Below are 20,111 nucleotides of genomic sequence, written 5' to 3'. Positions count from 1 at the left end.
CCCCGATTATTTCTTGATCGGTTTACGCGGACCCTTACGGGTACGTGCGTTAGTCTTGGTACGCTGACCGCGCACTGGAAGACCACGACGATGACGCAAACCACGATAGCAGCCAAGGTCCATAAGACGCTTGATGCTCAGGGTGACTTCACGACGCAGATCGCCTTCAACAACAAATTTAGCTACTGCATCACGCAGAATGTCGATTTGTTCTTCAGACAGCTCACTGATCTTAACATTTTCAGCAATACCCGTTGACGCACAGATAGCCTGTGAGCGGGTTTTACCGATACCGAAGATTGCAGTTAATGCGATAACGGTATGTTTATGATCAGGAATGTTAATGCCTGCTATACGGGCCACTATGCACTCCTATTTAATTACTTATGCGTCCCATGCCGAAAAGCCCGTTTTCAGGATACTCAAATGGAAACGCATAGACATACAAAAGATTGGCTGGCTAATCTAGCCAGCTCAACCCGACTTTGCAAGAAAAATATGCGATTAAATCAGCCTTGGCGCTGTTTATGCTTAGGCTCGGCACTACAAATCACACGAACGACGCCGTCGCGACGAATGATTTTGCAGTTACGACATAATTTCTTGACGGAAGCACGAACTTTCATTTTTACTCTCCGTAACTTCTCAAGCGCCTGAATTAACGGCCGTAGCCCTTCAGGTTTGCTTTCTTCAATGCAGACTCATACTGACTTGACATCATCAGAGTTTGCACTTGAGCCATAAAGTCCATGATGACAACGACTACGATCAGCAGTGATGTACCGCCGAAGTAGAATGGAACTTTCATCGCATCACGCATGAACTCCGGGATCAGGCAGATAAAGGTAATGTACAACGCACCGATTAATGTCAGGCGTGTCATTACTTTATCGATATACTTCGCCGTCTGTTCTCCCGGACGAATACCTGGTACAAATGCACCAGACTTCTTCAGGTTATCTGCTGTTTCACGCGGGTTGAAAACCAACGCTGTGTAGAAGAAACAGAAGAAGATGATTGCAGTCGCATAGAGTAGCACATAAAGCGGTTGACCTGGCTGTAATGACATCGAAATAGTCGTCAGCCAGTTCCAGCCAGTTCCGCCCCCGAACCATGACGCGATGGTTGCTGGGAACAAGATAATGCTGGAAGCAAAGATAGCAGGTATTACACCGGCCATATTAACTTTCAACGGTAAATGTGTGCTCTGCGCAGCATAGACACGACGGCCTTGCTGACGTTTCGCATAGTTCACCACAATGCGGCGTTGACCACGCTCAACGAAAACAACGAAGAAGGTCACTGCAAATACGAGAACTGCAACCAACAGCAACAGGAGGAAGTGCAGGTCGCCTTGCCGCGCTTGCTCGATGGTATGGCCAATGGCCGGCGGCAGACCCGCAACAATACCAGCGAAGATAATGATCGAGATACCATTACCGATACCTCGCTCAGTTATCTGCTCGCCCAGCCACATCAGGAACATTGTCCCCGTGACCAGACTGACAACAGCGGTAAAGTAGAAAGCAAAACCTGGATTTAGTACCAGACCTTGCATTCCTGGCATATTCGGCAGGCCGGTAGCAATACCGACCGCCTGGAATATACCTAATACCAGAGTACCGTAACGGGTGTACTGGCTAATCTTACGACGGCCAGCCTCCCCTTCTTTCTTGATTTCTGCTAACGCTGGATGAACCACCGTCAGCAGCTGGATAATAATAGAGGCCGAAATATACGGCATAATACCCAGGGCAAAGATAGAAGCACGGCTCAGAGCACCACCAGAGAACATGTTGAACATTTCAATGATGGTGCCACGCTGTTGCTCAAGCAGTTTGGCAAGTACAGTGGCATCGATACCAGGGATCGGAATAAAAGAACCAATGCGGAAGACAATTAGCGCACCAATTACAAACAGAAGTCTGCGTTTTAGTTCGCCAAAACCACCTTTGGCACTTTGAAAATCTAATCCCGGTTGCTTAGCCATCTGCTACTTATTCCTCAATTTTACCGCCAGCAGCTTCGATTGCAACACGAGCGCCTTTAGTTACACGCAGACCGCGAATCGTTACCGGTGCAGAAACTTCGCCAGACAAGATCACTTTCGCGAACTCCATCTGAATACCGATAATGTTTGCTGCTTTCAGCGTGTTCAGGTCGACGATACCGCCTTCAACTTTCGCCAGGTCAGACAGACGAACTTCTGCAGTGACCATTGCTTTGCGAGAGGTGAAACCGAATTTCGGCAGACGACGGTACAGAGGCATCTGGCCGCCTTCAAAACCACGACGTACGCCACCGCCAGAACGTGAGTTCTGACCTTTGTGACCGCGACCGCCGGTTTTGCCGAGACCAGAACCAATACCACGACCCAGACGTCTAGGAGCGTGCTTGGAGCCGTCGGCCGGAGACAGAGTATTTAAACGCATCTGTTACTCCTCCACTTTAACCATGTAGGAAATCGCGTTAACCATACCGCGTACAGCTGGCGTGTCTTCACGCTCTACGGTGTGGTTAATACGACGCAGACCCAGGCCAAGCAGTGTTGCCTTATGTTTAGGCAAACGACCGATCGAACTACGGGTTTGAGTAATTTTAATAGTCTTAGCCATGGTCATTACCCCAGAATGTCTTCAACGGATTTGCCACGCTTGGCAGCGACCATTTCTGGGGAATTCATGTTGGCCAGGCCATCCAGAGTTGCACGAACCACGTTGATCGGGTTGGTGGAACCGTAGGCTTTAGCCAAAACGTTATGAACCCCAGCAACTTCCAGAACGGCGCGCATTGCACCACCGGCAATAATACCGGTACCTTCTGAAGCTGGTTGCATGAACACACGAGAACCTGTGTGCACACCTTTAACAGGGTGCTGCAGGGTGCCGTTGTTCAGCGCGACATTGATCATATTGCGACGAGCTTTTTCCATCGCTTTCTGGATCGCTGCTGGAACTTCACGCGCTTTTCCGTAACCAAAACCAATGCGACCATTACCATCACCAACAACAGTCAGAGCTGTGAAGGAGAAAATACGGCCACCTTTAACGGTTTTAGATACGCGATTTACCGCGATCAGCTTTTCCTGCAGTTCGCCAGCTTGTTTTTCGATGTGTGCCATCTTACACCTCTACCTTAGAACTGTAGGCCAGCTTCACGGGCAGCATCTGCCAGTGCCTGGACACGACCATGATATTGGAAACCAGAACGGTCGAAAGAAACACCAGTGATGCCTTTTTCGATTGCGCGTTCAGCAACTGCTTTACCAACAGCAGCAGCAGCGTCTTTGTTTCCAGTGTACTTCAGTTGCTCACTGATAGCTTTTTCTACTGTAGAAGCAGCGACCAGGACTTCAGAACCGTTGGGTGCGATTACCTGTGCGTAAATATGACGCGGGGTACGATGTACCACCAGGCGAGTAGCACCCAGCTCTTTGAGCTTGCGACGTGCGCGGGTCGCACGACGGATACGAGCAGATTTCTTATCCATAGTGTTACCTTACTTCTTCTTAGCCTCTTTGGTACGCACGACTTCGTCGGCGTAACGAACACCCTTGCCTTTATAAGGCTCAGGACGACGGTAGGCGCGCAGATCCGCAGCAACCTGACCAATCAGCTGTTTATCAGCGCCTTTCAGCACGATCTCAGTCTGAGTTGGACATTCAGCAGTGATTCCCGCTGGCAGCTCATGGTCAACAGGGTGAGAGAAGCCCAGGGCTAAGCTCACAGAGTTGCCTTTTACGGCTGCACGATAACCTACACCAACCAGCTGCAGCTTCTTAGTGAAGCCTTCGGTAACACCGATAACCATAGCGTTCAACAGCGCACGAGAGGTACCCGCCTGCGCCCAACCATCCACAAAACCTTCGCGCGGAGCGAAAGTCAGGGTGTTGTCAGCATGCTTAACTTCTACAGCTTTGTTGAGCGTACGAGTCAGCTCGCCGTTTTTACCTTTAATCGAAATAACCTGACCGTCGAGTTTTACCTCTACGCCGGCAGGAATCGCGACTGGTGCTTTAGCAACACGAGACATTTATTCCTCCGATTAAGCTACGTAGCAGATAATTTCGCCGCCAAGACCTGCCTGGCGTGCTGCACGATCGGTCATAACACCTTTAGAGGTAGAGATAACAGCGATACCCAGTCCAGCCATAACTTTTGGCAGTTCGTCTTTGCGTTTGTAGATACGCAGACCTGGACGGCTTACACGCTGAATGCTCTCAACCACTGCCTTGCCCTGGAAATACTTAAGAGTCAGTTCCAGTTCAGGCTTGGTGTCGCCTTCGATTTTAAATTCTTCAATATAGCCTTCTTCCTTCAGCACGTTGGCAATAGCCAATTTCAGCTTGGAGGAAGGCATGGTGACCGCAACTTTGTTCGCGGCTTGACCGTTACGGATACGGGTCAGCATATCCGCGATCGGATCTTGCATGCTCATCTGTCTTTACTCCCGTGATTCAATTGGTAATTACCAGCTAGCCTTTCTCAAGCCAGGTACTTCGCCGCGCATGGCGGCTTCACGCAACTTGATACGGCTCAGACCGAATTTGCCCACATAACCATGTGGACGGCCAGTTTGACGGCAGCGGTTACGCTGACGAGACGGGCTGGAATCACGCGGCAGAGTTTGCAGCTTGAGAACAGCATTCCAACGATCTTCGTCGGATGAGTTCACATTTGAAATGATAGCCTTCAGTTCCTCGCGTTTAGCGCGGTACTTGTCAGCCAGTTTCACGCGAACGACTTCACGTGCTTTCATCGATTGCTTAGCCATCAGTAACCCTGCCTTACTTGCGGAACGGGAAGTTAAAAGCAGCCAAAAGTGCGCGGCCTTCATCATCAGATTTCGCAGTAGTGGTAATGGTGATATCCAAACCACGAACGCGGTCGACTTTGTCATAGTCGATCTCTGGGAAGATGATCTGCTCACGAACGCCCATGCTGTAGTTTCCACGGCCATCGAATGACTTAGCGGACAAGCCACGGAAGTCACGGATACGTGGAACAGCAATAGAAATCAGACGCTCAAAGAACTCCCACATGCGTTCGCCACGCAGAGTTACTTTACAGCCGATCGGATAGCCCTGACGGATTTTGAAGCCTGCAACTGATTTGCGTGCTTTGGTGATAAACGGCTTTTGACCGGAGATTGCTGCTAAGTCAGCTGCTGCATTATCCAGCAGTTTCTTATCAGCGATCGCTTCACCTACACCCATATTCAGGGTGATCTTCTCGACCCGAGGGACTTGCATGACAGAATTGTAGCTAAACTCAGTCATGAGTTGTTTAACTACTTCGTCTTTGTAGTAATCATGCAGTTTCGCCATCGTACTACTCCAAATTACTTGATAGTTTCGCTGTTCGACTTGAAGAAACGGACTTTTTTGCCGTCTTCGAATCTAAAGCCTACACGGTCAGCCTTGCCGGTTGCCGAGTTGAAGAGTGCAACGTTAGAAACCTGAATAGCAGCTTCTTTTTCAACGATGCCACCTGGTTGGTTCAGAGCCGGAACCGGCTTTGAGTGTTTCTTAACCAGGTTAATACCTTCAACAATCAGTTTGCCTGAAGACAGAACATTTTTTACTTTACCGCGCTTACCTTTATCTTTGCCGGTCAGCACGATAACTTCGTCATCGCGACGGATTTTAGCTGCCATTTTTCGCTCCTTAGAGTACTTCTGGTGCCAGAGAGATAATTTTCATGAACTTTTCAGTACGAAGTTCACGAGTTACCGGCCCAAAAATACGCGTTCCGATAGGCTGCTCACTGTTATTATTTAAAATAACGCATGCATTACCATCGAAGCGAATGACAGAACCGTCCGGGCGACGAACACCCTTCCTGGTGCGCACCACTACCGCTTTCAGCACATCACCCTTCTTAACCTTACCGCGAGGAATTGCTTCCTTGATGGTAATTTTGATGATGTCGCCTACGCCTGCGTAGCGACGGTGCGAGCCACCCAGAACCTTGATACACATTACGCGACGTGCACCGGAGTTGTCGGCGACGGTCAGCATAGTCTGTTCTTGGATCATTTTAGTGCTCCGCTAATGTCAACTACTACTTCGGGACCTGATTCAGGTCGTATAAAAGCCCCATATTGAGGGCGCAGCATTATAACACTGCTTCCTGCATATGGGTAGAAAAAATAAACGGCTCTTGCGAGCCGTTTATCTTATTTTTTAGAGACGGCAGATTCTATTACAGAATTGCTTTCTCTACAACGCGAACCAGCGTCCAGGACTTAGTCTTGGACAGTGGACGGCATTCGCGGACTTCAACCACGTCGCCGATACCACATTCATTGTTCTCGTCGTGTACGTGCAGTTTGGTCGTACGCTTGATGAATTTCCCGTAGATTGGGTGCTTCACAACACGTTCGATAGCAACAACAATAGATTTCTCCATTTTGTCACTAGTCACACGACCTTGCAGAGTACGGATTTTATCGGTCATTACGCACCCGCCTTCTCAGTCAGTAAAGTCTTAACACGTGCAACATCACGGCGCACATTCTTCAAGACGTGAGTCTGTTGAAGTTGGCCGGATGCTGCCTGCATGCGCAGATTAAACTGTTCACGCAGCAGGTTAAGAAGCTCAGTGTTGAGCTCTTCAACGCTTTTTTCACGCAGCTCTGTAGCTTTCATTACATCACCGTCTTAGTTACAAAGGTGGTTTTGATAGGCAGTTTTGCTGCTGCCAGCTTGAAGGCTTCACGGGCCAGCTCTTCTGGAACGCCGTCCATTTCATACAGGACTTTGCCAGGCTGGATCAAGGCAACCCAATACTCTACGTTACCTTTACCTTTACCCATACGCACTTCCAGCGGCTTCTCGGTAATTGGTTTGTCCGGGAATACTCGGATCCAAATTTTACCTTGACGCTTAACTGCACGGGTCATAGCACGACGTGCTGCTTCGATCTGACGTGCAGTCAGACGACCACGGCCAACAGCTTTCAGACCGAAAGTACCGAAGCTAACATCCGTACCCTGCGCCAGACCACGGTTGCGGCCTTTGTGCACTTTACGGAATTTTGTACGCTTTGGTTGTAACATCAGCGACTCTCCTTACTTACGGCCTTTACGCTGCTGCTTTTTAGGTTGAGCAGCCGGTTCCGGTTGTTCAACAGCAGCCATACCACCCAGGATCTCACCTTTGAAGATCCATACCTTAACGCCGATTACACCATAAGTGGTGTGGGCTTCAGAGGTGTTGTAGTCAATGTCTGCACGCAGAGTGTGCAGTGGCACGCGGCCTTCACGGTACCATTCAGTACGCGCGATTTCTGCACCGCCAAGACGGCCACTAACTTCAACTTTGATCCCTTTAGCGCCCAGACGCATTGCGTTCTGTACAGCACGCTTCATCGCACGGCGGAACATCACACGACGCTCCAGCTGTGAAGTGATGCTGTCAGCAACCAATTTAGCGTCCAGTTCCGGTTTACGGACTTCGGCGATATTAATCTGTGCAGGAACGCCAGCGATATCCGCTACGACCTTGCGCAGTTTTTCTACATCTTCGCCTTTCTTACCGATAACGATGCCTGGGCGAGCAGTGTGAATGGTCACACGGATGCTCTTAGCCGGACGCTCGATAACGATACGAGAAACGGATGCTTTAGCCAGTTCTTTAGTCAGGAACTGACGCACTTTAAAGTCGCTGTCCAGGTTGTCAGCGAATTCTTTGGTATTTGCGAACCAGGTAGAGTTCCAGGGTTTAACAATACCCAGGCGAATACCATTAGGATGTACTTTCTGACCCATTGCTAGTCTCCAGAGTCTCAGCGATCGGACACAACCACAGTAATGTGGCTGGTGCGCTTCAGGATGCGATCTGCACGACCTTTTGCACGAGGCATAATGCGCTTCATGCTTGGGCCTTCGTCTACGAAGATCTTCGTGACTTTCAGATCATCAATGTCAGCGCCATCGTTGTGTTCGGCGTTAGCAATGGCAGATTCCAGAACTTTCTTGACCAGTACAGCCGCTTTCTTATTGGTGTAGGTCAAAATGTCCAGAGCCTGCGACACTTTCTTACCGCGTACAAGATCCGCTACCAGGCGAACCTTCTGTGCAGAAGAACGAGCGTGGCGATGTTTAGCGATAGTTTCCATCTCTTCCTCCTGCCTTAGCGTTTCTTGGCTTTTTTATCAGCCGCGTGGCCGCGATAAGTACGGGTCGGTGCAAATTCACCCAGTTTGTGACCGACCATTTCGTCGGAAACAAAGACAGGAACGTGCTGACGACCATTATGGACAGCGATGGTCAAACCGATCATGTTAGGGAAGATCGTTGAACGACGGGACCAGGTGCGCAGTGGCTTCTTGTCTCCGCTTTCCAAAGCTTTCTCTACCTTCTTCAGCAAGTGCAGGTCAATAAAAGGACCTTTCTTGAGAGAACGTGGCATGGCTTATCCTCTAAAATTATTTGCTACGGCGACGTACGATGAACTTATCGGTACGCTTGTTGCTGCGGGTTTTCTTACCTTTGGTCTGAACGCCCCACGGAGTTACCGGGTGCTTACCAAAGTTTTTACCCTCACCACCACCGTGCGGGTGATCAACTGGGTTCATCGCAGTACCGCGAACGGTAGGGCGAATACCACGCCAACGAGCTGCACCGGCTTTACCCAGAACGCGAAGCATGTGCTCAGCGTTACCGACTTCGCCCAGGGTTGCGCGGCAGTCAATTTCGACTTTACGCATTTCACCAGAACGCAGACGCAGGGTAACGTAAGAACCATCACGCGCAACGATCTGCACGTAAGTACCAGCAGAGCGAGCAATCTGACCGCCTTTGCCTGGTTTCATTTCTACGTTATGCACGGTAGAACCCACTGGGATGTTACGCATCGGCAGAGTGTTACCTGCTTTAATCGCAGCATCAACGCCAGACTGAATCTGGTCGCCAGCTTTCAGGCCTTTAGGGGCCAGGATATAACGGCGTTCGCCGTCTTTGTACAGAACCAGTGCGATGTTCGCAGAGCGGTTCGGATCGTACTCAAGACGTTCAACGGTCGCTGGGATACCATCTTTGTTGCGTTTGAAGTCAACAATACGGTAAGCCTGCTTGTGACCACCACCGATATGACGGGTAGTGATGCGACCATTGTTGTTACGGCCACCGGATTTGCTGTTTTTTTCTACCAGCGGGGCGAATGGTTTGCCCTTGTGCAGCTCCGCGTTTACCACTTTAACTACATGGCGACGACCCGGAGATGTCGGTTTACATTTAACAATTGCCATTGTTCTTCTCCTCCGACTTACTCAGCGCCGCCTGCGAAGTCCAGATTCTGGCCTTCTTTCAGGGTGACGTAAGCTTTTTTCCAGTCGCTACGACGACCAATACGCTGTCCAGAACGCTTAGTTTTGCCTTTAACCAGCAAAGTGTTCACGACTTCAACTTCTACTTCGAAAAGTTTCTGTACAGCGGCTTTGATTTCTGCTTTGGTCGCGTCTTTCGCAACTTTGAGAACGATGGTGTTAGTTTTTTCCATCGCAGCAGATGCTTTTTCAGATACGTGCGGCGCGCGCAGTACTTTCAGCAGACGTTCTTCACGGATCATGCCAGCATCTCCTCAACTTGCTTAACTGCGGCAGCAGTCATAACGACTTTGTCGAAGGCGATCAGGCTAACTGGGTCGATACCCGCTGCATCACGTACGTCAACCTTGTACAGGTTACGCGCGGCCAGGAACAGGTTCTCTTCCAGTTCGCCAGTGATGATCAGCACGTCTTCCAGAGCCATGTCTTTCAGTTTCTCTACCAGCAGCTTAGTTTTAGGTGCTTCCAGAGAGAACTGCTCGACAACGATCAGACGATCTTGACGTACCAGTTCGGACAGGATGCTTTTCAGCGCGCCGCGGTACATCTTTTTGTTAACTTTTTGACTGTGGTCCTGTGGCTTCGCAGCGAAGGTAACACCACCTGAACGCCAGATTGGGCTCTTTACAGAACCTGCACGAGCGCGGCCGGTACCTTTCTGGCGCCATGGCTTTTTGCCTGAACCAGTTACTTCAGCACGAGTCTTCTGAGCACGAGTACCCTGACGAGCACCTGCTGCATAAGCAACAACAACCTGGTGTACCAGCGCTTCGTTGAAATCACGACCGAAGGTAGTTTCGGAAACAGTCAGCGCGCTTTGCGCGTCTTTCAATACTAATTCCATTGCTATCCCCTTACGCCTTCACAGCTGGTTTAACGATAAGGTCGCAACCGGTAGCACCGGGTACTGCACCTTTAACCAGCAGCAGGTTGCGCTCAGCGTCAACACGTACAACGTCCAGACTCTGAACAGTTACACGCTCGTTGCCCATCTGGCCTGCCATTTTCTTGCCTTTGAACACTTTGCCCGGAGTCTGGTTCTGACCGATAGAACCCGGTACGCGGTGTGACAAGGAGTTACCGTGCGTAGCATCCTGAGTACGGAAGTTCCAGCGCTTTACAGTACCGGCAAAACCTTTACCTTTAGATGTTCCAGTCACGTCAACTTTTTTCACGTCAGCGAAAATGTCAACATTAATGCTCTGACCTACAGTGAACTCTGCGCCATCAACGGTGCGGAATTCCCACAGACCACGGCCAGCTTCAACGCCAGCTTTAGCAAAATGACCTGCTTCAGGCTTAGTTACGCGGTTAGCTTTTTTAGCACCGGTAGTTACCTGGATAGCAGTGTAACCGTCGTTTTCCAGGCCTTTGACCTGAGTAACGCGGTTTGCTTCAATTTCGATCACGGTTACAGGGATAGAAACGCCATCTTCTGTGAAGATACGGGTCATACCCACTTTTTTACCGACTAAACCAATCATTGTTTCAACCTCTCAATCGCTCAATGACCTGATTAACCCAGGCTGATCTGCACGTCAACACCTGCAGCCAGATCCAGACGCATCAGAGCATCAACCGTTTTTTCGGTTGGCTCAACGATGTCAACCAGACGCTTGTGAGTGCGAATCTCATACTGATCGCGCGCATCTTTGTTGACGTGCGGAGAGATCAGAACGGTAAAGCGCTCTTTGCGGGTCGGCAGCGGGATAGGACCACGTACCTGCGCACCAGTGCGCTTGGCAGTCTCTACGATTTCCGCAGTTGATTGATCGATCAGACGATGATCAAACGCTTTAAGACGGATACGGATTCTTTGGTTCTGCATGAGACCAGAGCTCCAATTATTTATAAACGAAAAGAATTACTACTCGCATCCATTACGATTGATGGAGGAGTGTAATCGTTGAGCACATAACCCGCATATCGCGAGTATTGTTGACAGGTACTTTCGTACTTGTCTGCGATTCATATCGAATCGCGCCTTACCATATTGGCAGGCCCGCGTATTATACGTACATCCGGAGGTAAAGCAAACACTATGTTCGTTTATCACCAAGGACGGGCATAAAAAAAGAGCGCCGAAGCGCTCTCTTTTCGTGCTCTGGCAGAGCACGCTCTGCCAGACAAGTTTCGACAATTAAGCGATAACTTTAGCAACAACACCCGCACCAACAGTACGGCCGCCTTCGCGAATTGCGAAACGCAGACCGTCGTCCATTGCGATTGGGTGGATCAGGGTAACAACCATCTGAATGTTGTCGCCTGGCATAACCATCTCAACGCCTTCTGGCAGTTCGATGGTACCGGTCACGTCAGTTGTACGGAAGTAGAACTGTGGACGGTAGCCTTTGAAGAACGGAGTATGACGGCCGCCTTCATCTTTAGACAGAATATAAACTTCTGACTCGAACTTGGTGTGTGGCTTGATTGAACCTGGCTTAGCCAGAACCTGGCCACGCTGGATATCTTCACGCTTAACACCGCGCAGCAGGATACCACAGTTCTCACCCGCACGGCCTTCGTCCAGCAGCTTACGGAACATTTCAACGCCGGTACAAGTTGATTTCACGGTATCTTTGATACCAACGATCTCAACTTCTTCACCCACTTTAACGATACCGCGCTCTACACGACCGGTAACAACAGTACCACGGCCGGAGATGGAGAATACGTCTTCGATTGGCAGCAGGAATGGCTTATCAATCGCACGCTCTGGTTCTGGGATGTAGTTATCCAGGTGACCAGCCAGTTCGATGATCTTAGCTTCCCACTCAGCGTCGCCCTGCAGTGCTTTCAGTGCAGAACCACGAACAACCGGGATGTCGTCGCCAGGGAAATCGTAAGCAGACAGCAGCTCACGCACTTCCATTTCAACCAGCTCCAGCAGCTCTTCGTCGTCAACCATGTCGCATTTGTTCATGAATACGATCATGAATGGAACGCCAACCTGGCGACCCAGCAGGATGTGCTCACGGGTCTGAGGCATTGGGCCGTCAGTTGCAGCAACAACCAGAATCGCGCCGTCCATCTGAGCAGCACCGGTGATCATGTTTTTCACATAGTCGGCGTGGCCTGGGCAGTCAACGTGCGCGTAGTGGCGAGTTGGGGTGTCATATTCAACGTGAGAAGTGTTGATGGTGATACCACGTGCTTTTTCTTCTGGTGCGTTATCGATCTGGTCGAATGCACGAGCAGAACCGCCGTAGGTTTTAGCCAGAACGGTGGTGATAGCTGCAGTCAGGGTAGTTTTACCGTGGTCAACGTGGCCGATAGTACCTACGTTGACGTGCGGTTTGGAACGTTCAAATTTCTCTTTAGCCACGACGATATTCCTTACTTTAATGCTCTCACCCTTTGGTGAGAGCATAGGATCAATATTTAAACTGTAGCTTATTTGCTACGAGCTTCAATTACGGCCTGAGCGACGTTGTTCGGCGCATCATCATACTTCAGGAACTCCATGGAGTACGAAGCACGGCCTTTAGTCAGAGAACGCAACTGGGTCGCGTAACCAAACATTTCAGACAGCGGAACTTCAGCATGAATCTGAACGCCAGTAGCGTTTGATTCCTGACCTTTCAGCTGGCCACGACGTCTGCTCAAGTCACCGATAACATCACCGGTGTTCTCTTCTGGAGATTCAACTTCAACCTTCATGATTGGTTCAAGCAGTACCGGCTTCGCTTTCTTAAAGCCGTCTTTGAACGCGATAGAAGCTGCCAGTTTAAACGCCAGTTCTGAGGAGTCAACGTCATGGTATGAACCAAAGTGCAGACGAACACCCAGATCAACAACCGGATAACCAGCCAGCGGGCCTGATTTCAGCTGCTCCTGGATACCTTTATCAACAGCAGGGATGTATTCACCAGGAATCACGCCGCCTTTGATATCGTTGACGAACTCGTAACCTTTAGGGTTAACGCCCGGCTCCAGTGGGTACATGTCGATAACAACATGACCGTACTGACCACGACCACCAGACTGCTTGGCGTGTTTACCTTCGATATCGGTAACTTTCGCGCGAATTGCTTCACGGTAAGCAACCTGAGGTTTACCCACGTTCGCTTCAACGTTGAATTCACGCTTCATGCGGTCAACGATGATGTCGAGGTGCAGCTCACCCATACCAGCGATGATGGTCTGGTTAGTTTCTTCATCAGTCCATACGCGGAATGATGGATCCTCTTTCGCCAGACGACCCAGAGCCAGACCCATTTTTTCCTGGTCAGCTTTGGTTTTTGGTTCAACAGCGATCGAGATTACTGGCTCAGGGAACTCCATGCGCTCCAGAATGATCACGTTGTCCGGGTCACACAGGGTGTCACCAGTGGTCACGTCTTTCAGACCGATAGCTGCAGCGATGTCGCCTGCGCGAACTTCTTTAATCTCTTCACGCTTGTTGGCGTGCATCTGTACGATACGGCCCAGACGCTCACGAGCAGATTTAACCGGGTTGAACACGGTATCGCCTGAGTTCACAACGCCAGAGTAGACGCGGAAGAAGGTCAGGTTACCCACGAATGGGTCGGTAGCGATTTTGAACGCCAGAGCAGCAAACGGTTCTTTGTCGTCTGAGTGACGAACAGCCGGAGTGTCTTTACCGTCGTCTAACATACCGTTAATAGCGGTAACGTCAGTCGGTGCTGGCAGGTATTCAACAACCGCATCCAGCATCGCCTGAACACCTTTGTTCTTAAATGCAGAACCACAGGTGACCAGAATGATTTCGCTGTTCAGTACGCGCTTACGCAGAGAAGTTTTGATCTCTTCTTCGGTCAGCTCTTCGCCACCAAAGAATTTCTCCATCAGCTCATCAGAACCTTCAGCTGCAGCTTCAACAAGCTTCGCACGCCATTCTTCAGCCAGTTCCTGCATATCAGCTGGAATCTCTTCGTAAACGAAGGTAACGCCCTGATCGGCATCGTTCCAGTTGATCGCTTTCATTTTCACCAGGTCAACAACACCGGTGAATTTCTCTTCTGCGCCGATGGCCAGCTGCAATGGCACCGGGTTTGCACCCAGACGCGCTTTCATCTGCTCAACAACTTTCAGGAAGTTAGCACCCATGCGGTCCATTTTGTTAACGAACGCAATGCGTGGAACTTTATATTTGTTAGCCTGACGCCATACGGTCTCAGACTGTGGCTGAACGCCACCAACTGCACAGTAAACCATTACTGCGCCATCAAGCACACGCATAGAACGCTCAACTTCGATAGTGAAGTCAACGTGTCCCGGGGTGTCGATGATGTTTACGTGGTGCGGCTCAAACTGCTTAGCCATACCAGACCAGAAACAGGTGGTCGCAGCGGAAGTGATGGTAATACCACGTTCCTGTTCCTGCTCCATCCAGTCCATGGTGGCTGCGCCGTCATGTACTTCACCGATTTTGTGGTTTACACCGGTGTAGAACAGAACACGTTCGGTAGTGGTCGTCTTACCGGCGTCGATGTGTGCGCTGATACCAATGTTACGGTAACGCTCAATGGGTGTTTTACGAGCCATTTGATTCCTCTGATTCTTAGACGTTCTAAGTTAAAAAAGCCCAGCAGGTGAGTCACTGGGACGCCCGCTGGGTTTATAACAACTACAGTGCTGTTACCAGCGGTAGTGAGCGAACGCCTTGTTGGCTTCGGCCATACGGTGAACGTCTTCACGTTTCTTCACTGCAGTGCCTTTGTTTTCTGCAGCATCAGAAAGTTCGTTCGCCAGGCGCAGAGCCATTGATTTATCACCGCGTTTACGAGCAGCTTCAACGATCCAACGCATTGCCAGAGCATTACGACGAACCGGACGGACTTCAACTGGTACCTGATAAGTAGAACCACCAACGCGACGGGATTTAACTTCCACGGTTGGGCGGACATTGTCCAAGGCTACTTCGAATGCTTCCAGCTCGTTTTTACCAGAACGCTGAGCCAGGGTCTCCAGCGCGTTATAAACGATAGTTTCAGCAGTAGATTTTTTACCATCTACCATCAGGATATTGACAAATTTGGCCAGCAATTCTGATCCGAACTTAGGATCTGGCAGGATTTTACGCTGACCAATGACGCGACGACGTGGCATGGAAATACTCCGTTGTTAATTCAGGATTGTCCAAAACTCTACGAGTTTATTATGACATTTAAGATAAAACGTTTGGCCTTACTTAACGGAGAACCATTAAGCCTTTGGCTTCTTCACGCCGTACTTGGAGCGAGCCTGCTTACGGTCTTTAACACCTGAGCAGTCCAGCGCGCCACGAACGGTGTGGTAACGCACACCTGGCAAGTCTTTTACACGACCGCCACGGATCAGGATCACGGAGTGTTCCTGCAGGTTATGACCTTCACCGCCGATGTAGGAGGTAACTTCAAAACCGTTGGTCAAACGAACACGACATACTTTACGCAGTGCGGAGTTCGGTTTTTTAGGGGTAGTAGTGTATACACGAGTACATACACCACGTTTCTGCGGGCAGGCTTCCAGCGCAGGCACGTTGCTCTTTGCAACTTTGCGTACGCGTGGTTTGCGAACCAGCTGGTTAACTGTTGCCATTAAATAGCTCCTGGGATTTAGCTTTGCTTCGTAAACACGTAATAAATCGCCTCGCGGAATCACGAGGCCGCAGAATTTTAGAGCTGGTCTGAAAAAGAGTCAAGAAATAACCAGGATTACCGCACTTACCAGGTCATTTGTTGCGAATGCCTGACCGCCAGCGTAACAAAACCAGTATAGCTTACTGTTGTTACCCTGGTCGAAATTTGAGCGACCAGGCCGCGGGCATCAAGATCTTCCTGCAGAACGTACACAGAGATGGGGGCATTCAGCAGCGCTTCAAGGGCGGAACTGCCCTCAAGGGCAGCGATAACCCCATCCTGCAGCAGCAGAACATCATCACCCTCTGCCAGCAAGCGTAGCATGGCCGGCAGGTCACAGTGGAAAGGCGAGGTCATCAAGGTATGCAGCATGGTTTCCTCTAGAAGGTCATGACCCGGTCATAATCATTCAGCATGGTACGAAGGGCATCCGGGGCCAGGACTTCAGCCGGCAGCACCCGCACAGCATCAGAAGCCATACCGCGTTCTGCCAGTGCTGCTGCGCACAGATAACAACGATCAACGTCATACAGCGGCAGCACACCAAATGTCGCGATGTAGTCGCGCGCTAAAATCTGCTGCGGCTGCTGGCCTTGAGTGAGTTGCAGCACACCATCGCTGACAAAAAAAAGTGCAATTTCATCGCTAAGCGCTGACGTGGCGAGAACCGCATCCAGCCCTTCACGGCCGGCACTGGAGCCATGCGGTCCCTGAGTGAATACAAATGCAACGCGTGCCATCAGAACTGCACCAGACGATCACAGGTCAGCGCGGCTTCAGCCAGCGCCCCTAACCCCGAAAGCTGAAACCCGTCTGCCAGATTGGCGACAGGCAGCCCCAGATTGCTGGCTTCCTGCTGGTCAGTAATGCCACGGCGCAGGGCAGCAGCCACGCAGATATTCAGCGTCACGCCCTGTTTCTGCTGCAATGATTGCCAATGACGGGTGAGGTCGAACTCATCGCTGGCGGGGGCATTGAGCACGCTGGCATTCAGGACCCCTTCACGATAGAAGAAAACACTGTCAAGCGTATGCCCCTGTTCCAACAGGGCATTAGCAAACAGCCAGGCACTGCTTGCCTGCTGCGTGCCATAGGCTGGCCCGGTGACCAGCAGGGAGAAACGCATTACTTATCCTGCCCGTGGAAATCGCCATTTTTAAACTGACGGATGTAGAGATAGACAGTGTGCTTGGAGATATTGAGACGATCCGCCACCTGATTGATGGCATCTTTGATATCAAAGATACCCTTCTCATACATATTGAGAACAATCTGGCGATTTTTGGCATTGTTCGACACATTACGGTCGGCACTAACTTCTTCAATCGTAAACTCCAGCGTCTGCATCACCAGATCTTCCACCGAAGAGGCAAAGTTCACTGAGGAGGCAACTTCCTGGGTTTCCGGCGGCATAAACGTCGCCATGATCTGTGAGAAAGGCACATCAAGGTTCATGTTGATGCACAGCAGACCAATCACACGCTGTTGGCGATTGCGGATGGCAATCGTCACCGACTTCATCAGCACACCGCTTTTCGCCCGAGTAAAATAGGCTTTGGAAACGTTACTGTCCGCCCCGGTCATATCGTGCAGCATACGCAGGGCAAGATCGGTAATCGGAGAGCCAATTTTACGCCCGGTATGTTCACCGTTAGCAATGCGCACCGCAGAACATTTTAGATCCTCCAGCGAGTGCAGAACGATCTCACAGTGCGAGCCAATCAGCATCGCGAGGCCATCAACGACGGACTCGTAAGATTTTAAAATTTCGAAATCACCGGGCGTAAAGGGGTGCTGCTCCAGCAGCTCCGAATCCGCAACATCACCGGAGAAAAGTGAATTAGACATGAACGACACCACCCTTTGACAAGAGCCTGTCACACGGCGCCAGGGGCAGACTCATTCTTATTAATTGCGCGCGGGTTAGTCTAGCAAATATGGGAAAGGCGTGTCCCGCCCTTTGTCGTTAAATACAACCTGGCGCAAAGAAGGAGTGGAAACAGGGGGTAAAGCAAAAAAAAACGCCACCCGAAGGTGGCGATTATCAAATTATTTCTTGGCTTTCGCATCAGCGGCGGCAGGAGCTGCCTGCTCTGCATTATCATCCGCTTTCGCTGCTGGCTTGATGTCGAGCAGTTCAACATCGAAGACCAGGGTGGAGTTAGCCGGGATGCCTGGAACGCCATTTTTGCCGTAAGCCAGATTCGGTGGGATCACCAGCTTGATCTTGCCACCTTTTTTAACGTGCTTCAGACCTTCGGTCCAACCCGGGATAACACCATCCAGACGGAATGACAGTGGCTCACCACGAGTGTAAGAGTTGTCGAACTCAGTACCATCAATCAGCGTACCTTTGTAATTCACAACAACCGTGTCGCTGTCTTTTGGCGCATCACCCGTCCCTTCTTTCTCTACCTGGTAGAGAAGACCGGTTTCGGTTTTCTTCACGCCTTTTTCTTTCGCGAATTTCGCCGCATAAGCATCACCTTTCGTGGTGTTCTCTTTTGCGTCTTTTTCCATCTTCGCCTGCGCTGCACCTTTCACACGACCTTCGAAAGATTGCAGTGTTTGTTCAATTTCCTGGTCAGAGAGCTTGCTCTTACCGGCAAACGCATCCTGTACACCCGCGATAAGCTGGTCTTTATCCAGTGCGATGCCCAGTTTTTCCTGCTCCTTCAGGGAGTTCTCCATGTAGCGACCCAAAGACGCGCCCAGTGCATAAGCTGACTGCTGGTCGTCATTTTTGAATGCGGCATTTTTTGGTGCCTGCTGCTGCGCAGTTGGCTTAACCGGAACAGCATCAGCAGCCATAACCAGAGGAGCATTCAGTGCAACAGCCATAGTGGTAGCTAACATTGTGACTTTAAACAGTGATTTCATCCATTTCTCCAAAACCGAAGCATCTCACCTCGGAAATCGTTTGCAGACCTGCGGTCTGTAATATAACCGGGGGCGGGATCACAAAACAATCTCGCCATAAAAACTCGAAGTTAACTTCCGACCGCGTGATTATCCGAAAGTTTCAACACAAGGAATGGTGATTCGTTCGCGCCTTTTCAACCTCTGGTGGCCAATTTAAGCCAATACTCTTACTTCTGCCTGCATTTTACCGTTAGAATCGGACAATTCGCGAGCCCGGAAGACGGGCCGGTAGTAACAAGAGGAAACAGAATGCAACAATCACTGCTGGAGCAACGGCTGGAGATAATGGAGAGTAAGCTGGCGTTCCAGGAGCACACCATTGAGGAACTTAACCTGACGGTGGTGCAACACGAGCTGGAAATGGCCCGACTGCGTGAATTGATGCGCCTGCTGACCGACAAGCTCAAAGCCGCCGCGCCATCGATGCTGGCGGATCCCTCCGAAGAAACCCCACCCCCTCACTATTGACACCGGGTCGAGGCGTGCCTCAGCACTACGATGGTTCTTCGGAAGGCCAGGTATGCCTCGCCCCTATGTTGATTCTTCGCAAGGCTCGGCATGGGTGCTTCGTAGGGGGCGGGCATGCCCGCCCCAATCCCCCCAGGCAAAGCAAAAAGGCCACCCGAAGGTGACCTTTTATCGCTGATATTCCTCAGTATGTCGTGCAATAGCCAACGCAGCTACAGCACGAAAGACGACGGAATATTAGTGGCTGCAGCCGCAACCGCCAGTCCCGCAACCGCCCTGACCATGGTCGTGATCATGGTCGTGGTCGTGGTGATGGCCGTCTTCGCCGTGAACGTGGCCGTGGGCCAGCTCTTCTTCCGTTGCTTCGCGAATAGCGATAACTTCAACGTTAAAGTTCAGGTTCTGACCTGCCAGCATGTGGTTACCATCAACCACTACGTGCTCGTCTTCCACTTCGGTAATTTCTACCGGCACTGGACCCTGGTCGGTTTCTGCCAGGAAGCGCATGCCAACCTGCAGTTCATCAACACCCATAAATACGTCTTTTGGGACGCGTTGTACCAGATTGTCATCGTAGGCACCGTATGCATCGTTTGACTCGATATTCACATCAAACTTATCGCCGACCACATGATCTTCCAGTGCTTTTTCCAGCCCGGAGATCAGAGAACCATGACCGTGCAGGTAGTCCAGCGGTGCACTCACCGGGGATTCATCAACCAACACACCGTCTTCTGTACGCACCTGGTATGCCAGGCTGACCACGAGGTCTTTTGCTACTTTCATGATTACTCCTAACCGTTGAGAG

Annotated in this window: 35 protein-coding genes; 1 reads left to right on the top strand and 34 read right to left on the bottom strand. The window is 50.6% G+C overall.

Annotation, left to right across the window (positions count from 1 at the left end; genetic code table 11):
• Window positions 1-6: 6 nt before the first annotated feature.
• The 33 genes from rpsM to fkpA form a co-directional block, all read right to left on the bottom strand.
• Complete coding sequence (gene rpsM / locus LJN55_RS02140) at window positions 7-363, bottom strand: 30S ribosomal protein S13 (protein ID WP_048917626.1); 357 nt, start codon at window positions 361-363, stop codon at window positions 7-9.
• A 146-nt stretch (window positions 364-509) separates the two neighbouring features.
• Entirely contained in the window at window positions 510-626 is a 117-nt protein-coding gene (gene rpmJ, locus LJN55_RS02135) for a 50S ribosomal protein L36 (RefSeq protein WP_004160566.1), read from the bottom strand.
• A 32-nt stretch (window positions 627-658) separates the two neighbouring features.
• A complete protein-coding gene (gene secY / locus LJN55_RS02130; protein WP_004160567.1) occupies window positions 659-1,990 on the bottom strand; it encodes a preprotein translocase subunit SecY in 1,332 nt (443 codons plus the stop codon).
• 7 nt (window positions 1,991-1,997) lie between these two features.
• Entirely contained in the window at window positions 1,998-2,432 is a 435-nt protein-coding gene (gene rplO, locus LJN55_RS02125; RefSeq protein ID WP_133847021.1) for a 50S ribosomal protein L15, read from the bottom strand.
• Window positions 2,433-2,435: 3 nt separating this feature from the next.
• Complete coding sequence (rpmD, locus tag LJN55_RS02120) at window positions 2,436-2,615, bottom strand: 50S ribosomal protein L30 (protein ID WP_004160569.1); 180 nt, start codon at window positions 2,613-2,615, stop codon at window positions 2,436-2,438.
• Window positions 2,616-2,620: 5 nt separating this feature from the next.
• Entirely contained in the window at window positions 2,621-3,121 is a 501-nt protein-coding gene (rpsE, locus tag LJN55_RS02115; RefSeq protein WP_004160571.1) for a 30S ribosomal protein S5, read from the bottom strand.
• A gap of 14 nt (window positions 3,122-3,135) precedes the next feature.
• Complete coding sequence (gene rplR / locus LJN55_RS02110; RefSeq protein WP_004160572.1) at window positions 3,136-3,489, bottom strand: 50S ribosomal protein L18; 354 nt, start codon at window positions 3,487-3,489, stop codon at window positions 3,136-3,138.
• A gap of 9 nt (window positions 3,490-3,498) precedes the next feature.
• Window positions 3,499-4,032, bottom strand: a complete 534-nt coding sequence (rplF, locus tag LJN55_RS02105) for a 50S ribosomal protein L6 (protein WP_133847022.1) — start codon at window positions 4,030-4,032, stop codon at window positions 3,499-3,501.
• A gap of 12 nt (window positions 4,033-4,044) precedes the next feature.
• Window positions 4,045-4,437: a 30S ribosomal protein S8 gene (gene rpsH / locus LJN55_RS02100; RefSeq protein WP_133847023.1), complete on the bottom strand. Its 393-nt coding sequence runs from the start codon at window positions 4,435-4,437 to the stop codon at window positions 4,045-4,047.
• A gap of 30 nt (window positions 4,438-4,467) precedes the next feature.
• The gene (gene rpsN, locus LJN55_RS02095) at window positions 4,468-4,773 is read right to left on the bottom strand and encodes a 30S ribosomal protein S14 (RefSeq protein WP_133847024.1); all 306 of its coding nucleotides are present in this window, start codon (window positions 4,771-4,773) and stop codon (window positions 4,468-4,470) included.
• A 13-nt stretch (window positions 4,774-4,786) separates the two neighbouring features.
• On the bottom strand, window positions 4,787-5,326 hold the full coding sequence (gene rplE, locus LJN55_RS02090; protein ID WP_013204126.1) for a 50S ribosomal protein L5: 540 nt from the start codon (window positions 5,324-5,326) through the stop codon (window positions 4,787-4,789).
• A gap of 14 nt (window positions 5,327-5,340) precedes the next feature.
• Window positions 5,341-5,655, bottom strand: coding sequence for a 50S ribosomal protein L24 (rplX, locus tag LJN55_RS02085; RefSeq protein WP_048917632.1), 315 nt, complete (start codon window positions 5,653-5,655; stop codon window positions 5,341-5,343).
• Between the two features lie 10 nt (window positions 5,656-5,665).
• Window positions 5,666-6,037, bottom strand: coding sequence for a 50S ribosomal protein L14 (gene rplN, locus LJN55_RS02080; RefSeq protein WP_015960712.1), 372 nt, complete (start codon window positions 6,035-6,037; stop codon window positions 5,666-5,668).
• Between the two features lie 166 nt (window positions 6,038-6,203).
• Entirely contained in the window at window positions 6,204-6,458 is a 255-nt protein-coding gene (gene rpsQ / locus LJN55_RS02075) for a 30S ribosomal protein S17 (RefSeq protein ID WP_133847025.1), read from the bottom strand.
• Complete coding sequence (rpmC, locus tag LJN55_RS02070) at window positions 6,458-6,649, bottom strand: 50S ribosomal protein L29 (RefSeq protein WP_048917635.1); 192 nt, start codon at window positions 6,647-6,649, stop codon at window positions 6,458-6,460. The genes rpsQ and rpmC overlap by 1 nt, the downstream gene beginning before the upstream one ends.
• Window positions 6,649-7,059: a 50S ribosomal protein L16 gene (gene rplP / locus LJN55_RS02065; RefSeq protein ID WP_002438716.1), complete on the bottom strand. Its 411-nt coding sequence runs from the start codon at window positions 7,057-7,059 to the stop codon at window positions 6,649-6,651. Before rplP ends, rpmC begins: the two co-directional genes overlap by 1 nt.
• Window positions 7,060-7,071: 12 nt before the next feature.
• On the bottom strand, window positions 7,072-7,770 hold the full coding sequence (rpsC, locus tag LJN55_RS02060) for a 30S ribosomal protein S3 (RefSeq protein ID WP_002919766.1): 699 nt from the start codon (window positions 7,768-7,770) through the stop codon (window positions 7,072-7,074).
• Between the two features lie 17 nt (window positions 7,771-7,787).
• A complete protein-coding gene (rplV, locus tag LJN55_RS02055; RefSeq protein ID WP_000447532.1) occupies window positions 7,788-8,120 on the bottom strand; it encodes a 50S ribosomal protein L22 in 333 nt (110 codons plus the stop codon).
• Window positions 8,121-8,134: 14 nt separating this feature from the next.
• The gene (gene rpsS, locus LJN55_RS02050) at window positions 8,135-8,413 is read right to left on the bottom strand and encodes a 30S ribosomal protein S19 (RefSeq protein WP_004160590.1); all 279 of its coding nucleotides are present in this window, start codon (window positions 8,411-8,413) and stop codon (window positions 8,135-8,137) included.
• Between the two features lie 16 nt (window positions 8,414-8,429).
• The gene (rplB, locus tag LJN55_RS02045) at window positions 8,430-9,251 is read right to left on the bottom strand and encodes a 50S ribosomal protein L2 (RefSeq protein ID WP_133847026.1); all 822 of its coding nucleotides are present in this window, start codon (window positions 9,249-9,251) and stop codon (window positions 8,430-8,432) included.
• Between the two features lie 17 nt (window positions 9,252-9,268).
• Window positions 9,269-9,571 (bottom strand): 50S ribosomal protein L23, encoded by a 303-nt coding sequence (rplW, locus tag LJN55_RS02040; protein ID WP_062749336.1) that lies wholly within the window; start codon window positions 9,569-9,571, stop codon window positions 9,269-9,271.
• Window positions 9,568-10,173, bottom strand: coding sequence for a 50S ribosomal protein L4 (gene rplD, locus LJN55_RS02035; protein ID WP_133847027.1), 606 nt, complete (start codon window positions 10,171-10,173; stop codon window positions 9,568-9,570). Before rplD ends, rplW begins: the two co-directional genes overlap by 4 nt.
• A 10-nt stretch (window positions 10,174-10,183) precedes the next feature.
• Window positions 10,184-10,813 (bottom strand): 50S ribosomal protein L3, encoded by a 630-nt coding sequence (gene rplC, locus LJN55_RS02030; protein ID WP_133847028.1) that lies wholly within the window; start codon window positions 10,811-10,813, stop codon window positions 10,184-10,186.
• Between the two features lie 32 nt (window positions 10,814-10,845).
• Window positions 10,846-11,157 (bottom strand): 30S ribosomal protein S10, encoded by a 312-nt coding sequence (gene rpsJ, locus LJN55_RS02025; RefSeq protein WP_001181005.1) that lies wholly within the window; start codon window positions 11,155-11,157, stop codon window positions 10,846-10,848.
• Window positions 11,158-11,469: 312 nt separating this feature from the next.
• Window positions 11,470-12,654 carry an elongation factor Tu gene (gene tuf / locus LJN55_RS02020; RefSeq protein ID WP_118665375.1) on the bottom strand — a complete coding sequence of 395 codons (1,185 nt, stop codon included), beginning with the start codon at window positions 12,652-12,654 and terminating at the stop codon, window positions 11,470-11,472.
• Window positions 12,655-12,722: 68 nt separating this feature from the next.
• Window positions 12,723-14,837: an elongation factor G gene (fusA, locus tag LJN55_RS02015; RefSeq protein ID WP_133846701.1), complete on the bottom strand. Its 2,115-nt coding sequence runs from the start codon at window positions 14,835-14,837 to the stop codon at window positions 12,723-12,725.
• Window positions 14,838-14,930: 93 nt separating this feature from the next.
• Entirely contained in the window at window positions 14,931-15,401 is a 471-nt protein-coding gene (gene rpsG / locus LJN55_RS02010) for a 30S ribosomal protein S7 (RefSeq protein WP_004160604.1), read from the bottom strand.
• Window positions 15,402-15,497: 96 nt separating this feature from the next.
• Window positions 15,498-15,872: a 30S ribosomal protein S12 gene (rpsL, locus tag LJN55_RS02005; protein WP_003852912.1), complete on the bottom strand. Its 375-nt coding sequence runs from the start codon at window positions 15,870-15,872 to the stop codon at window positions 15,498-15,500.
• A 125-nt stretch (window positions 15,873-15,997) separates the two neighbouring features.
• Window positions 15,998-16,285 carry a sulfurtransferase complex subunit TusB gene (gene tusB / locus LJN55_RS02000; RefSeq protein WP_227535601.1) on the bottom strand — a complete coding sequence of 96 codons (288 nt, stop codon included), beginning with the start codon at window positions 16,283-16,285 and terminating at the stop codon, window positions 15,998-16,000.
• 8 nt (window positions 16,286-16,293) lie between these two features.
• Window positions 16,294-16,653, bottom strand: a complete 360-nt coding sequence (gene tusC / locus LJN55_RS01995) for a sulfurtransferase complex subunit TusC (RefSeq protein ID WP_227535600.1) — start codon at window positions 16,651-16,653, stop codon at window positions 16,294-16,296.
• On the bottom strand, window positions 16,653-17,039 hold the full coding sequence (gene tusD / locus LJN55_RS01990; RefSeq protein WP_133846698.1) for a sulfurtransferase complex subunit TusD: 387 nt from the start codon (window positions 17,037-17,039) through the stop codon (window positions 16,653-16,655). The genes tusC and tusD overlap by 1 nt, the downstream gene beginning before the upstream one ends.
• Window positions 17,039-17,761, bottom strand: a complete 723-nt coding sequence (locus tag LJN55_RS01985) for a helix-turn-helix transcriptional regulator (protein WP_133846697.1) — start codon at window positions 17,759-17,761, stop codon at window positions 17,039-17,041. Before LJN55_RS01985 ends, tusD begins: the two co-directional genes overlap by 1 nt.
• Before the next feature lie 201 nt (window positions 17,762-17,962).
• Entirely contained in the window at window positions 17,963-18,793 is an 831-nt protein-coding gene (gene fkpA, locus LJN55_RS01980; protein WP_159337879.1) for an FKBP-type peptidyl-prolyl cis-trans isomerase, read from the bottom strand.
• Window positions 18,794-19,084: 291 nt separating this feature from the next.
• Between fkpA and LJN55_RS01975 the strand changes: the two genes are divergently transcribed.
• Window positions 19,085-19,303, top strand: coding sequence for a SlyX family protein (locus tag LJN55_RS01975; protein WP_133846695.1), 219 nt, complete (start codon window positions 19,085-19,087; stop codon window positions 19,301-19,303).
• 237 nt (window positions 19,304-19,540) lie between these two features.
• On the opposite strand, the gene slyD is transcribed toward LJN55_RS01975, so the two are convergent.
• Window positions 19,541-20,089 (bottom strand): peptidylprolyl isomerase, encoded by a 549-nt coding sequence (gene slyD / locus LJN55_RS01970; RefSeq protein WP_133846694.1) that lies wholly within the window; start codon window positions 20,087-20,089, stop codon window positions 19,541-19,543.
• Window positions 20,090-20,111 lie beyond the last annotated feature (22 nt).

It is taken from the genome of Erwinia rhapontici, from assembly GCF_020683125.1.
Classification (GTDB): Bacteria; Pseudomonadota; Gammaproteobacteria; order Enterobacterales; family Enterobacteriaceae; genus Erwinia; species Erwinia rhapontici.
This window is presented reverse-complemented; position numbering and strand designations above follow the sequence as displayed.